At 41.3% G+C, this 13,487-nt stretch carries 12 protein-coding genes; 1 reads left to right on the plus strand and 11 read right to left on the minus strand.

From position 1 onward, the window contains the following. The first annotated feature begins 45 nt into the window (after positions 1 to 45). Positions 46 to 2,133, plus strand: a complete 2,088-nt coding sequence (locus N8M66_RS04385) for a GH92 family glycosyl hydrolase (protein WP_261045838.1) — start codon at positions 46 to 48, stop codon at positions 2,131 to 2,133. 273 nt (positions 2,134 to 2,406) lie between these two features. On the opposite strand, the gene N8M66_RS04390 is transcribed toward N8M66_RS04385, so the two are convergent. The 11 genes from N8M66_RS04390 to dltD (N8M66_RS04440) all read right to left on the minus strand — a co-directional run bounded on the left by N8M66_RS04390 (position 2,407) and on the right by dltD (N8M66_RS04440) (position 13,479). Further along, a complete protein-coding gene (locus N8M66_RS04390; protein ID WP_004235732.1) occupies positions 2,407 to 3,291 on the minus strand; it encodes an SPFH domain-containing protein in 885 nt (294 codons plus the stop codon). A 493-nt stretch (positions 3,292 to 3,784) separates the two neighbouring features. Further along, positions 3,785 to 5,290 (minus strand): zinc ABC transporter substrate-binding lipoprotein AdcA, encoded by a 1,506-nt coding sequence (adcA, locus tag N8M66_RS04395; RefSeq protein WP_261045840.1) that lies wholly within the window; start codon positions 5,288 to 5,290, stop codon positions 3,785 to 3,787. A gap of 9 nt (positions 5,291 to 5,299) precedes the next feature. Further along, positions 5,300 to 6,106, minus strand: coding sequence for a metal ABC transporter permease (locus tag N8M66_RS04400; protein WP_000950030.1), 807 nt, complete (start codon positions 6,104 to 6,106; stop codon positions 5,300 to 5,302). Then, the gene (locus tag N8M66_RS04405) at positions 6,099 to 6,803 is read right to left on the minus strand and encodes a metal ABC transporter ATP-binding protein (RefSeq protein WP_001269496.1); all 705 of its coding nucleotides are present in this window, start codon (positions 6,801 to 6,803) and stop codon (positions 6,099 to 6,101) included. Before N8M66_RS04405 ends, N8M66_RS04400 begins: the two co-directional genes overlap by 8 nt. Then, complete coding sequence (adcR, locus tag N8M66_RS04410; protein WP_001249308.1) at positions 6,803 to 7,243, minus strand: zinc-dependent transcriptional regulator AdcR; 441 nt, start codon at positions 7,241 to 7,243, stop codon at positions 6,803 to 6,805. The genes N8M66_RS04405 and adcR overlap by 1 nt, the downstream gene beginning before the upstream one ends. 154 nt (positions 7,244 to 7,397) lie before the next feature. Then, entirely contained in the window at positions 7,398 to 8,666 is a 1,269-nt protein-coding gene (dltD, locus tag N8M66_RS04415; RefSeq protein ID WP_125408920.1) for a D-alanyl-lipoteichoic acid biosynthesis protein DltD, read from the minus strand. Continuing rightward, complete coding sequence (dltC, locus tag N8M66_RS04420) at positions 8,659 to 8,898, minus strand: D-alanine--poly(phosphoribitol) ligase subunit DltC (RefSeq protein WP_125408918.1); 240 nt, start codon at positions 8,896 to 8,898, stop codon at positions 8,659 to 8,661. The genes dltD (N8M66_RS04415) and dltC overlap by 8 nt, the downstream gene beginning before the upstream one ends. Positions 8,899 to 8,910: 12 nt before the next feature. Then, complete coding sequence (dltB, locus tag N8M66_RS04425) at positions 8,911 to 10,155, minus strand: D-alanyl-lipoteichoic acid biosynthesis protein DltB (protein ID WP_261045843.1); 1,245 nt, start codon at positions 10,153 to 10,155, stop codon at positions 8,911 to 8,913. After that, positions 10,152 to 11,702, minus strand: coding sequence for a D-alanine--poly(phosphoribitol) ligase subunit DltA (gene dltA, locus N8M66_RS04430; protein ID WP_261045845.1), 1,551 nt, complete (start codon positions 11,700 to 11,702; stop codon positions 10,152 to 10,154). The genes dltB and dltA overlap by 4 nt, the downstream gene beginning before the upstream one ends. Before the next feature lie 20 nt (positions 11,703 to 11,722). After that, entirely contained in the window at positions 11,723 to 11,854 is a 132-nt protein-coding gene (locus N8M66_RS04435) for a teichoic acid D-Ala incorporation-associated protein DltX (RefSeq protein ID WP_033682482.1), read from the minus strand. A gap of 452 nt (positions 11,855 to 12,306) precedes the next feature. Next, positions 12,307 to 13,479, minus strand: a complete 1,173-nt coding sequence (gene dltD, locus N8M66_RS04440) for a D-alanyl-lipoteichoic acid biosynthesis protein DltD (RefSeq protein ID WP_261045846.1) — start codon at positions 13,477 to 13,479, stop codon at positions 12,307 to 12,309. Between the last annotated feature and the right edge of the window lie 8 nt (positions 13,480 to 13,487).

Consider the following 13,487-nt stretch of genomic DNA (forward strand, 5'->3'; position numbering starts at 1 on the left):
CTTCTTTTTCTGATATAATGTAGAAAAACAGCTAAAGGAAAGACTATGAAACCACTACTTGAAACCATTGATACCCGCTTTGGCACCGCGAGCAAGCATGCCTTCTCTCGGGGAAATACCCTACCTTACACTGGAGTGCCTTTTGGGATGAATTACTTTGTACCCCAGACCAGTGACCAGGAGGGATCTTGGTTTTTTGATCCGCATCTGCCCATTTTTCAGGGGATTCGTTTAACCCACCAGCCCAGTCCTTGGATTGGAGACTACTCTTGGCTCCTTCTGACACCTGTCACAGGCCAGCTAGGTGGAGACAGCCTCTTCCATCGTCAGTCTTCCTATGATATGGATAAGGCCTCTTTCCAACCTCATTATCTGAAGATTTTCTCCCTGCGCTATCAGATTGAAACCCAGCTCACACCGACTTGCTACGGTGCTTCTATTCGTTTGGAGCAAAAGCAAGGCAAAGCCCTCTCCCTCTATCTCCACGCAGCAGATGAACTGACCGTAGAGCAAGTAGATAAGCGGAATCTTGCCCTGCGACAAGAAGGAAAAACTGAAACCAACAAAAATCCACTAACGATGTTCACTGTCCTGCAAATGAATACGGATATTCTTGCTGTTAGCCAAGAAGGTGGAGACTGGCGAATTGACTTAGCAGATAGCCATGCTGAGATTCAGCTAGCGACTTCTTTCATCTCTCCTTCTCAAGCACTGCTTAATCTACCTCAAGAAGATTTTGATAGCTGTAAAGCAAGTGCCCAAGCGGACTGGGAAAATCTCCTCCATCGTTTTGACGTTATAGAAACAGGAGAGGCCTACCGAACCTTCTTTGACCACTGTCTCTACAGACTCTTCCTTTTTCCGCAGACTTTTTATGAGGTTGATGAATCAGGACAAGCTATCCACATGGATCTGGCCACTGGAACTGTCAAGCCTGGTGTCCTCTTTAGCAACAATGGTTTCTGGGATACCTTCCGCACCACCTTCCCCCTCTTTGCCCTTATCATACCGGAACACTACCACCGCTTCTTAGAAGGATTTCTCAATAACTACCGCGATACTGGTTTCCTTCCAAAATGGCTGGCTCCAGATGAACGGGGTATGATGCCAGGTACACTTTTAGACGGTATTATCGCAGATAGCGCCTGCAAGGACATGGCCCCTGACCTAGAAGAAGAGCTCCTCCAAGCCATGCTTGAAACAGCCAGCAAGACCGACCCTCTCGGCATCAATGGCCGCCACGGACTAGCCCAATACCAAGAACTAGGCTACCTCTCTACAGACCACCACGAAAACGTCAGCCATACCCTAGACTATGCCTATAGTGACTTTTGTATCTCCAGCTGTGCCGAAAAACGAGGGAAAATAGAAATCGCTGAAACCTACATGGCCGCATCACAAAATTACCGCCATCTATTTGACGCTGAGACAGGTTACATGCGAGCGCGTGATAGTCAAGGCAACTTCCGCCTTGACTTCTCTCCTTATAGTTGGGGACGTGATTATGCCGAATGTTCAGCCATCCAAGCAACTTTAGGCGTCCTTCACGACATCCCAGGCTTAATCCAACTTATGGGTGGAAAAGAAGCCTTTAGCAACTATCTTTTGAAAACCTGTCAAGATGCTCCCCTCTTTGAGACAACAGGCTATGGTTACGAGATTCACGAAATGAGCGAAATGGCTACAGCTCCGTTTGGGCAACTCGCCATTTCCAACCAACCTAGCTTCCACATTCCTTATCTCTTCCGCCACAGCGATTACCCTGACTACACTTCCCTTCTCATCAAGACTCTCCGTCAGAAAGCCTTTCACGCAAACTGGCAAGCCTATCCTGGCGATGAAGACAATGGTAGTCTCTCTGCTTGGTACATCTGGTCGGCTCTCGGATTTTATCCGACCTGCCCAGGAAAATCAAGCTACGACCTCGGAATCCCTCTCTTTGACCACCTCCGTATCTACCTAGCTAAAGAAAATAAATGGCTAGATATCCATACTGAGCAAAACCACAGCCATTTTAACTTTGTAAAAGAATGCCGACTGGACAAAACACTCGTATCAACTATTCAACACAAAGATCTCCTAAAAGCTGAGCAACTAACCTTTATACTTAGCTGGTTGCCAAGTCATCGCTAAATAATAAAAAATCTGCAATCCCCAATGTTATCCACAATCTGTGAATAACTATCCCAAACTGTGGTTAACTCTTGAGTTGCAGCAATTAAAACTACTTTATAATCCTAAAAAGTTACTAGATTGCTCATACCAATAAGAATTATCTCTAAAACAATCAGAAGTTATCCACACTTATCCACAACCTGTTAGTAACTTTTGTGAATCGTCTTGCTTAAGCTAAGACTTATCTCTCACGAACACTAAAAAGAGCCTGACTCCAGGCTCTTTAGTCTATTATTTCTTCTCAGCGCGAAGGGCTGACAAGATTTGTGTACGGATATCATCCACACCATTTGGCGTATTAGGTAAAAAGATAGTCTGATTTCCTTTAGAGGCAAAGGTATTCAAGGTATCCAAATACTGGTTGGTCAAGAGGATAGACATGATTTGTTCTTCTGTCATGCCAACATTGGCTTCCTTGAGTTCTGTGATAGACTCTGCCAATCCATCCACAATGGCCTTACGTTGTTGGGCAATCCCCACACCATGGAGGCGGTCTTTTTCTGCTTCGGCTTCAGCTGCAGTGACAATTTTAATCTTGTCGGCTTCCGCCAATTCTTGCGCTGCGACCCGCTTGCGTTGCGCCGCATTGATTTCATTCATGGATTGCTTGACTTCTGCATCTGGTTCGACCTTGGTAATCAAGGTTTTCACGATAATGTAACCGTAAGTAGTCATTTCTTCTGCTACTTGGTGTTGAACTTCAAGGGCAATCTCATCTTTTTTCTCAAACAATTCATCCAAGGTTAATTTGGGAACAGAAGAGCGAAGAGCATCTTCGATATAAGATTTAATCTGAGATTCTGGACGCATGAGTTTATAGTAAGCATCTGTCACGCTCTGCTCATTGACACGGTACTGGGTCGCCACATTCATCATAACGAACACATTGTCCTTTGTCTTAGTCTCAACCACAATATCGCTTTGCAACAAGCGCAACTGAATCCGCGCTGCAATCGAGTCAATCCCAAAAGGCAATCGAATATGAATACCGCTATTAGCAACCTTTTGGTATTTCCCAAAGCGTTCAATAATCGCCACCGACTGCTGACGAACCACATAAACTGTACTCAGTGTGACTATCACCAATAGGAGCACACAAACCACCACAAAAATCATCAAAAATGTTGCCATTATCGTGACCTCCATCATTATTTTTCCTGTATTATAGCACATTTAAAGAAGGCTGTGCAGTTTTTACTGCGATTTTTCCTGAAATGTCAATAATTAGAGGTGAATTGTCACATTGTCGTCTAATCTCTTGCTAAAACAACTGGTAAGGAATTAGGTGCACCATGCTAGTTCTCTCTAACTCTATTGATTATCAACATACTATCTGAGCTTTACAAGTCGTGGACAAAAAAACGAAACAAGTAACGGTTAATCCCTTTAAAAGACTCACAAAAAACATCATTACAATGAACCACACTCCAATAGTTCAAGCATTAAGTGAGGTTGATGATCTAAATTTGATGTGTATACTATTTTTGTCATCGGTTACCGATTACGTTCCTTAGGTATCTGAAAGGTATATAATGAAGTTACCATCTAGTACCCAACCTAATCTAGTATCAAAAAACCGACTAGTTCCTATGATCTAGTCGGTTTCTCATCAATGCGCCAACATTTCTTGAGCGATTTCTTGGCCAGATAGGTTATCTGGGTAGTAGGTTGGCCAGTTGTCCATTTCTTCAAAGAGGGCTTCTTGGCTTGTTCCTCCAAAGAAGATATGGAAATGTTCTGCCTTAACTGGGGCGATATTATGGTCGCTAAACTGAACATACTTGAACTGTCCAGCATCAGCATCTGTGGCTTCAAAGAGGAAGCGCACGCCACGATTGCCTTTCTTGTAAGTCAAGATTTTCTTTCCAACATACTTATAAGTATATTTCTTACTTTGTCCACCTTGAACAAATTCCATAGTGTTATCAGTGATATTAATCTTAGTCACATCTGTCTGATAGCCCTTTGTATAGTAAGCCTTGTACTCAGCCTGGGTCATCTTACCAGTCAACTTAGCCTTGTAATCAAAGACTTGATCAAAAGTACCATCTTCAAGGAAAGGATAAACTGATTGCCAGTTACCTACATAGTCACTCAAGGTGCGGTCCTTGACGTCTGCATCCTCAAAGTAACCATTTTGGACTGTCTTGGTATCCTCTGCCTTTTCAGGCTCGATTGCTGGGCCTTCTTGGTCCGTTGTTTGTTTCAAAGCCTTGAGGTTTTTCTCCATCACGGAGATGTAATTTTCTCCAGCCTTGGTGTCCTCTTCTGTCAGACTTTCTAAAGGATTAAGGACATCTGTTTTAACACCTGCTTCTTTTGAAAGTGTGTTAGCAAGGGCCTGTGAAGCATTTTCTTCAAAGTAGATATAGGCAATTTTATTTTTCTTGACATACTCTGTCAATTCTGCCAAGCGAGCTGCTGATGGCTCTGCATCTGGAGAAAGTCCTGAGATTGAGACTTGTTTGAGTCCATAGTCCAAGGCAAGGTAGTTAAAGGCTGCGTGTTGAGTCACAAAGCTCTTTTGTTTAGCTTGAGACAAGCCTTCTGCATAAGCCTTATCCAGGGCTTGCAATTTTTCGATATAGGCAGCAGCGTTCTTTTCAAAGGTCTCTTTTTTATCAGGATAATCTGCTGACAAGCTATCACGGATGTGCTCTACAAGTTTGATGGCACGGACTGGTGACAACCAAACATGGGGATCATACTCATGGTGATGACCTTCTTCTCCATGGTCATGGTCGCCCTCTTCTTCCTCGCCACCTGGCAAGAGCAACATATCACCTGTCGCCTTGATAGTCTTCACCTTTTTCTTATCCAAAGTATCTAGCAATTTAGGTACCCATGTTTCCATGTTTTCATTTTCATAAACGAAGGTATCTGCGTCTTGGATTTTAGCAACTGCCTTGGCAGAAGGTTCGTATTCATGGGGTTCTGTACCAGCACCGATGAGGAGTTCTACATTAGCAGTATCTCCTGCGACTTGCTTGGTAAATTCATAGACAGGGTAAAAGGTTGTCACGATATTTAATTTCCCATCTGCCTGTTTTTGATTGGAACAAGCAACTAAAAACAAGGCACATAGACTGGCTAGCAATAAGCTAATTTTTTTCACGTTAGTCTCCTATTTGATAAAACGTCTTACTAAACTGATGAGTAAAAAGACAGTTACAAAAATAATGGTAATACTTGCACTTGCAGGTGTTTCTGCATAGTAGGAAATGTAAAGTCCTGCTACCATTCCCAAAAATCCAATAGCACTGGCAAGCAGCATAACCGATTTAAAGTTTTTCCCCAGACGCAGGGCAATACTAGCTGGCAAGACCATGATAGTCGATACCAAAAGAGCTCCTGCAGCAGGAATCATAAGGGCAATGGCCACCCCTGTAACCATGTTAAAAAGAATGGACATGGTACGAACTGGCAGGCCATCCACAAAGGCCGTATCCTCATCGAAGGTCAAGATATACATTGGACGAAGGAAGAGGAAGGTCAAAATCAAAACAACCGCCGCAATGACAAAGAGGGAAATAACCTGCTCTTCGCTGATAGTCACGATTGAACCAAAAAGATACTGGTCCAAACTCATAGAACTAGAGCTTTTACCCTTGCTCATGACAATCAGAGAAACAGCCAAACCTGTTGACATGAGGATAGCTGTCCCGATTTCCATAAAGCTCTTGTAAACCGTACGGAGATACTCCAGGAAGACCGCCGCAATCAAGACAATGGCAATAGTGGAAATAGTCGGAGAAATCCCTAGAACTAGACCAAAGGCTACACCTGAAAGCGAGACGTGGCTGAGGGTATCACTCATCAAACTCTGACGGCGCAAGATAAGAAATGTTCCAAGAACCGGCGAGAAAAGACTCATAGCAATAACAGCCAGAAAGGCACGTTGCATAAAGTCATAAGATAATAAACTAAGCATGGCCCACCTCCTGGTCATTCTCATGAACGTTGAAACAACGCCATGGCGAGTCTTGGTTACGGACTAGATGAATATTGCGGTCCGCATAGTCCTTAACTTCTTCAGGGTCATGGGTAATCATCAAAACAGCCTTGCCATGATGATGGGCGCTGTGGTGCATAAGTTCGTAAAATTCATTTTTACTTCCTGCATCCATCCCCGTTGTCGGCTCATCTAGGATAAATACATCTGGGTCAGAAGCAAACATACGCGCGATCACCGCTCGCTGCTTTTGCCCCCCAGAAAGAGACCCCAAGCGTTTGTCTCGGTGTTCCCACATACCAACTGAATCCAGACTAGCCTTTATATGCTCCTCATCATGAGCATTCAGGCGACGGAACCAACCCTTTCGCGGATAGCGGCCTGACTTGACAAATTCATAAACCGTACTTGGAAAACCTGCATTAAAACTGGCAATCTGTTGGGGAAGATAGGCTATTCTCAATTTCTTACCCTGGGTATTTGTCTTTGAAATGGTCACCTTACCAATGCGTGGCTGAAGGATTCCAAGACTGGCCTTGATGAGTGTCGTCTTAGCTGCCCCATTTTCTCCCGTCAAGGTCACAAATTCCCCACTATCAACACTATAATTGATATGCTCGAGAACTGGCTCCTTATCATAATAGAAGGATAAATCCTCTACCGTAATGTATCTCATTATTTGATTTCTCCTACTAAAGCAGTCAAAAACCGCTGAATCACTTTTTGTTCATTTGGAGTAAACTGAGTCGCCACTTGTTCATAGGTTAAAAGTGTATGCTCATGGTGATGATGGTGTTCCTCAGCAATTGGACGAGCCAAGTCAGTCAACTGATAAAAAATCACACGCGCATCCTTAGGATCTTTAGATGTCTCCAGCATCCCTTCCTTGACCAAAGACTTAATGGCCTTGGTAACTGCCGCCTGACTGACATTGAGACGACGAGCCAACTCTGAATTGGTTAAAGATTCCTCCGACAAGAGCATGAGGATATGCTCCTGGGTATTGGTCAGAGCTACCTCGCTAGTACAATGACCTATTAGGATTTCATGCTGATTTTCCGCCTGCAAAATCACCTCGTTCAAAAAAGCATCGATATCCTTAGCTAGCTGTCTCATATCTGACTCCTTTCCTTTTGGACTTCTCTTTTTTAAGAGAAAAATACTATTCTTTGAAAAATTATTTACTGGTTAATTATATCACAACCAAAAAAAGAGTCAAGAAAAAATGTGAAAACCAGTTTCATTCTTGAACTCTTCTATATATTATTATCTATTTGAATGTCTTGACATCTCCATCATAAGTCGCCCAATCTTTGCTGAAAAAGCGTTCATTCAGATGGTAAGTCGGAGCTGGCGTGGGATTGGATAGGAAAGGATCAACTGCCTTATCAAAAGCAAGCCAACCCAACCAACCTAGGTGAATGGTATCCTTAACAAAATAAGGATCCCCTCCATTTTTTGAAAAGTCAGCAATATTAGTGAAACCTTGACTTTCTAATTGATAACGAATTTTCTCCACTGCATGCTGGTACATATCTTCTCTGAGCCCTGTGTAGTCCATCCATTTCTTATTGACAGGCTGGATGACAAAGAGGACATTAACTTTCGATTTTGCAAATTGATTGAGAACCAACTGTAAATCATTATATTCAGATGATTTTAGGAAACTGTAATTCTTTTGATACCCTTCCCATTTTTTCAAATCCTTCTTAACCTCTCTCGTATAGAAATGATTTTCCATCCCCATATCATTATTGGTCGTATTGGCTTCTGCATCCTTTCGAGCAATTTTTTCTAACTCTTGGTAAGAAAATTGATCTGGAAGATCTTTTAAATAATTTTCCACATGTTCCTTATATTTGAGTTTTCCTCTAATGGAGAACTGACCAAATAGAGAAGCCTGTCTCTCATTGAATCGGGCAAAAATATTAATAGCAACCTGATCAACCTCTGATAATTCTTCACCCTTTGACAGTTTTTGAACAATGCCTTTTAATGCAACATTAGGATTCTGCTTTAACAATCGAATAGCCGCATGCTTTGCAGCAGTGTCACCAGATTGATTTTCCAGAAAAGCTGTCAATTGGTCACTGTTAAAAAATCTCTGAAACGCTGCGGGTTCATAATCAGTCTCCGTAAACCACTGAGGCGAAATTACAAATACTGCCTGCTTATTCTCTATTTCTGGCAAAATTTGCTGTAGGCCAAAATATTGATTTAGAGAGGCTGCTCCTGCTTGACCTAAAAAGTAAGGACGATAGGGACGATGGTATTTCTCGGCTAAAACAGCTGGATGGACACTATCAAATCGAATCCATTCACTGGACCCTAGAAAAGGAATAAAACGCATATTTGGGTCTGTAAGAGCCCTTACTTTTTGGCTTCTCTCTTTAAAACTCTCTACATTAACAGAAGCCGCCGAATATTTCTCCTCCGTCAGATTATGGCTTGTTGTACTTGGATAAAAAAAGATGAGTAGAAGAACCAAAAATCCAGCAATGAAGATGGGCCCGAAGATCATCCATAAGCGTTTAAGCATTTTGTAGCTCCACAATACCAGCTATGATTTTATTGGCTGTATTCCAGTCGTCGCGACCAAACTCTGTTACAGGGACACGAATGTCAAAACGGTTTTCAATCTCCACAATCAACTCAACCGTTCCCATACTATCCAAGACACCTGCGTCAAAAAGATCTTCATCCATCATGTTAGAAACATCTTCCATAAACAACTCATCAATAATTTCGATAACTTCTGATTTGATATCCATATTTTATTTCCTTTATTTTTTAAACCATAAATCATTCAAAAATCCAGAAAAGATCAAGAATGACAGCATGACGACATGGAAGGTGATAACCATGCCAAGCAACTGAATCCAGCGATTCTCAGGTAGAGCAGGCTTCCCTGCTTTTTTCCGTTCCTTATTGAGCGTTTTTTTCTTGCGAATCCAAGCATCATTGATGACCAAGCCTAATCCATGAAAGAGGCCATAGGCGATGTAATACCAAGTTACACCATGCCAAAATCCCATAACCAGCATATTTACAATATAGGCCACGCTCGAAGTTACATTACGATTTTTAAAGACCTTCTTTCTAGTCAGTACCATCACCATTCGCATAAAGACAAAGTCACGGAACCAGAAAGAGAGACTCATGTGCCAGCGATTCCAAAATTCCTTTAAATCCCTTGATAAAAAAGGCTTATTAAAGTTGATAGGGCTACGAATTCCCATCAAATTTGAAATGGCCAAGGCAAACATAGAGTACCCTGCAAAGTCAAAGAATAGCTCCAGACCAAAGGTATACATGACTGCCAAGGCATAGTGGTTAAAGAAACCACCTGACTGCAAGGCTAGATTCTTTAGAGGAGGGAGTAAGGTTTCTCCTAAAACATGAGCTAGGATAAACTTATACAAAAATCCCCACATGATATAGCGAACAGATTCATCCAGCATATCCATCAACTCATCTCGCTCAGGAATGGTCTGATAATTTTCATTAAACCGCTTAAAGCGATCGATTGGCCCGCTTGAAAAAGTCGGCATGAAGAGTAGGAAGCGGAGGAATTCCCAGAGGCTAAAATCCTTAATCACTCCATCTCTCAGCTCGATGATAATCCCAACCGAACGAAAGGTCAGGTAAGAAATTCCCAAAAATCCAAGCAAAGACTGCGTTCCATTGATAGCTGGCTGCACCTTGACAAAGATAATCGGCAGTAGGGACAGAAAACTAACTAGGTAGAAAACCCACTTACCATCCTTACTTTTTCGATAGTGCTTATAGAAAAGCAAGAGCAATATTTCCCAGCACAGATAAATGCCCAAGGCAGCCAATTGATTAGTCTTCCCACCTACCAGCATGGTAACGATAAAGAAGAGACTAACCAATACCTCGTACCAGGCAAAGCGTTTCTTGAAAAAGAGGCCGATAAAGATGGGCAAGGTTGCAGCAATCACATAGACAAAATACTGAGGATTGCCGTATGGCTCTAAATGAGGAAGCTGTTTAAAAAACTCCATCATCTCCTATTTACCTCATTAATCAATCCTTTGATATCAATTTTTCCATTTGGAGTCAGTGGCAAACTGTCTCGATAAAGGAATTTGGACGGCATCATATAAGACATCATAATATCTGTCAAGTCTTCCTTAATGGCCTTGGTAATATCGATATCACGCTCAAACTGCTCACGAACACCATCTTTTAAGATGACATAGGCTAGAAGATTTTGCACCTTGTGGTCTTTATTATAGCGCGGTACTGCAACAGCAGACTCGATAAAGCGAGACTTATTGAGGTTTTGAGAGACATCTTCTAACTCAATGCGGTAACCGTTGAACTTAATCTGGAAGTCCATGCGTCCGCCGTAGAGAAGCAAGCCTTCATCTGTCATGGTTCCCACATCACCTGTGTGATAGGCTGGCAGACCTTCAAACTCAAAGAAGGCTTCTGCTGTTTTTTCAGGATTATTCATATAACCTTTTGAGACGGCCGGTCCTGAAACAATGATTTCTCCCTGTTCACCATTTGGCAGTTTATTTCCTTCCTCGTCAATGATAAAGGTTGGAGAATCAGCCTTGGTATAGCCAATTGGTAGACGTTTGAGATTCGCTAGCATCTCATCTGTCACGGCAACTGCTGACAAAGCTACTGTCGCTTCTGTTGGGCCGTAAGCATTGATAATACGGGCATTTGGGAAACGTTCGCGCAGTTTTTGAGCTGTTTTGACCGTCAATTCCTCACCATCAAAGTAGAAATGCGTGATGCCAGGCATTTTCTCGCTATTAAAGTCTTCTGACAACATAGCCATATCCGCAAAAGAAGGCGTTGAAGTCCAGATAGCGATTGGCAATGAAAAAATGGTCGCAAAGAGTTGTTTAAAGTCCTGAGTAATAGCTGAAGGAAGGGCAAAAAGCGTACCTCCCAGTGCCAAGGTCGGCGCCCAGTACATGACAGACAGGTCAAAAGAATAAGGTGGCTGAGCCAGCATTTGCGGACGACTTGGCGTCGCAAATTCCTTATCCGTAATCATCCAGTTGGTAAAGCTGAGGAGATTATCATGTGAAATCTGCACTCCCTTTGGCTTACCAGTCGTACCAGAAGTAAAGATAATGTAGTAGTTATCATCACCCTTGACTGGATGCGTAATCTCATAACTAGTCCCTTGAGCAAAGGCTTCTTGAACCGGAGCTAGAGTCATCATTGGCGTAGAAACCTGCTCCAATGGAAAGTCTGAGATAGCAATAATCAAGCTTGGCTCTGCTACTTCTAAAATAGCCGAAACTCGCTCCAAGGCTGAATGGCTGTCAATGGGAATGTAGGCATGTCCTGACTTAGTCAGAGCTACAAAAGTTGCCAACATTTCATATTCTTGGCCACCAAAAACAACCACAGGAGACTTCTCTGGTAAATCCAGTTGGTCGATGGCTGCAGCTAAACTATCCGAATCAGCCTTCAAATCTCCATAAGTGTGTTCCTGCCCCAAAACATTGTAAACAGGATAGCTAGGCTGTGTCTGAGCAAAATGCTCAATGGTTTCAATCATATCTACGATTGCTTTATTTGACATAATAAGGATTCTCCTTCAAGTTAAAATTCATTATAGATAAAGCTTCCTTGACCCTGACCAAGATAGCTAAAGAAGTAAAGCAGCCCTAGAAAGATAAGAAAATACAAGGCTGTCCGACCAAGAAATATGTACAATTCTTTTCTCTGTTTCATCAAGAAAAACCATTCATTTCTGTAATTTTCCGCTAAAATAAAATCAATTTCTTACTAATTTATTTTTCTGCTATTATACCACTTTATAGACTAGTTTTTCAATTGTTTACCCGTCTATTTTCACTACGTTCCAGTAACATTAATTTGTTCCATATGATTCTTTCTAATGATAGCTTAAATGCTTTTCAGTATGGATTATATGGGGAGCTACAACAAAGTAGGCTCCATACTACCTATAGAGGATTTTCCCACTATAAATATTATAGAGCCTTATCTTATGTCTCACTTTATCGGTGCAGTTCCCTTTATCTAGAGATTTTTATAGTATGTAATCCTAGAATTCACTATAGATAAATTCTTGAATGTTCGAAAAATCGGTAACAAAACAATAAATCACGATGCTTAAGATAACCGTATAGAAAAATAGCGTCCACAAGATTAAACGGTGTGTGTTAGTTATCTTGGTTTGCAAATTTGTAAAGTTCTTTTTCAACTTCCATCCATCCTTTCACTCCAACGTGCATCACATCAAATAAAAAGTAATCATCATACTCTCTGTTTCCATAGTTTAGTACTGTTGCACCATGGCTTTTTGCAACATCTTCTATTTTTTTGTAAGTTTTTTCCCGCATCTCTCTTGAAACACCTGTGTAGTCGTTCCACTTCCCGTTTACTGGGAAAATAATGACCTCAACTTCAATTCCCAATTCCTTGGCAACTGCCAAGAAAAGTTCCATATCTGAATACTCTGGTGACTCCAAGTAGCTCAAATCTTTATTGGAATCTTTCAAGGATGCATAGCGATCTTTCAAGTAGGTATTGTAGTAGTTGTTATCAACAGCATAGTCATTGTTGTTTGTTTTCTTTTTGACCTCTTCTACAAACTGATCCGTTAGCTGCCCCCAATCATATTCTGGTGTTTTATCTCCTAGTAAAGGATAATCTGATTTGGCATGTTTTTGATAAAAAGTCTGTTTGAGTTTAAAGGAATAAATCGCGTTATCGAACTCTAATAGTTTTTTATCAACAATCGTTCCTTTCTCATCTATGAAATAACTTTTGTATTTTTTGTAGATGTCATTTTGTTGCTTGTTCCCCTTGGTAATCTCGATAATGCGATTGATTAGTTTTTCTTTCGTTTCCTTACTAATCTTGTCATTATCTAGCATGTGGAAAATATGTTCCTGAGAAGCCTTATTCAAAAAGGCATCTTGATGGGTCCCATCTTTTTCAAACCACTGAACCGACTCTATTATAGCCACTTTTCGCTTAGTCATAGATCCTTCAATTGAGCCCAAGGTCGTAGCCTGAATGATGTTTTGTGAATAGCTGGTTCCAATCTGCATGATATTAAAATCGTTGTAGTTAAAAATTTTATTGGGATGATAGTCTTCATTTATCGTTGCAACCAACTCAGATGACCCCAATAAAACCAATGTATTGGGAGTGATATTGCTTGTTAAAATATCTCTACTTTTATACTTTTCATACGAAGTGCTATAGCGAATACTGTTATCCTTTACTTTATAATAATCATCAATCTTCTTGACATATGTCACATTTAAAAGGGCAAGCGTCGCAATTACGAGCACAAGCGATAGCAAAAATGCTTTTAGTTTAATCATCTAGTTTT

The organism is Streptococcus mitis (assembly GCF_946188585.1).
Lineage (GTDB): Bacteria > Bacillota > Bacilli > Lactobacillales > Streptococcaceae > Streptococcus > Streptococcus mitis_DG.

What these genes read in the sequence shown, in the direction of transcription:
- N8M66_RS04385 (WP_261045838.1), top strand. Translation starts at nt 46, where the DNA reads ATGAAACCACTACTTGAAACCATTGATACCCGCTTTGGCACCGCGAGC.
- N8M66_RS04390 (WP_004235732.1), bottom strand. Translation starts at nt 3,291, where the DNA reads ATGATTTTTGTGGTGGTTTGTGTGCTCCTATTGGTGATAGTCACACTG.
- N8M66_RS04400 (WP_000950030.1), bottom strand. Translation starts at nt 6,106, where the DNA reads ATGCTTAGTTTATTATCTTATGACTTTATGCAACGTGCCTTTCTGGCT.
- N8M66_RS04405 (WP_001269496.1), bottom strand. Translation starts at nt 6,803, where the DNA reads ATGAGATACATTACGGTAGAGGATTTATCCTTCTATTATGATAAGGAG.
- adcR (WP_001249308.1), bottom strand. Translation starts at nt 7,243, where the DNA reads ATGAGACAGCTAGCTAAGGATATCGATGCTTTTTTGAACGAGGTGATT.
- dltD (WP_125408920.1), bottom strand. Translation starts at nt 8,666, where the DNA reads ATGCTTAAACGCTTATGGATGATCTTCGGGCCCATCTTCATTGCTGGA.
- dltC (WP_125408918.1), bottom strand. Translation starts at nt 8,898, where the DNA reads ATGGATATCAAATCAGAAGTTATCGAAATTATTGATGAGTTGTTTATG.
- dltB (WP_261045843.1), bottom strand. Translation starts at nt 10,155, where the DNA reads ATGATGGAGTTTTTTAAACAGCTTCCTCATTTAGAGCCATACGGCAAT.
- dltA (WP_261045845.1), bottom strand. Translation starts at nt 11,702, where the DNA reads ATGTCAAATAAAGCAATCGTAGATATGATTGAAACCATTGAGCATTTT.
- N8M66_RS04435 (WP_033682482.1), bottom strand. Translation starts at nt 11,854, where the DNA reads ATGAAACAGAGAAAAGAATTGTACATATTTCTTGGTCGGACAGCCTTG.
- dltD (WP_261045846.1), bottom strand. Translation starts at nt 13,479, where the DNA reads ATGATTAAACTAAAAGCATTTTTGCTATCGCTTGTGCTCGTAATTGCG.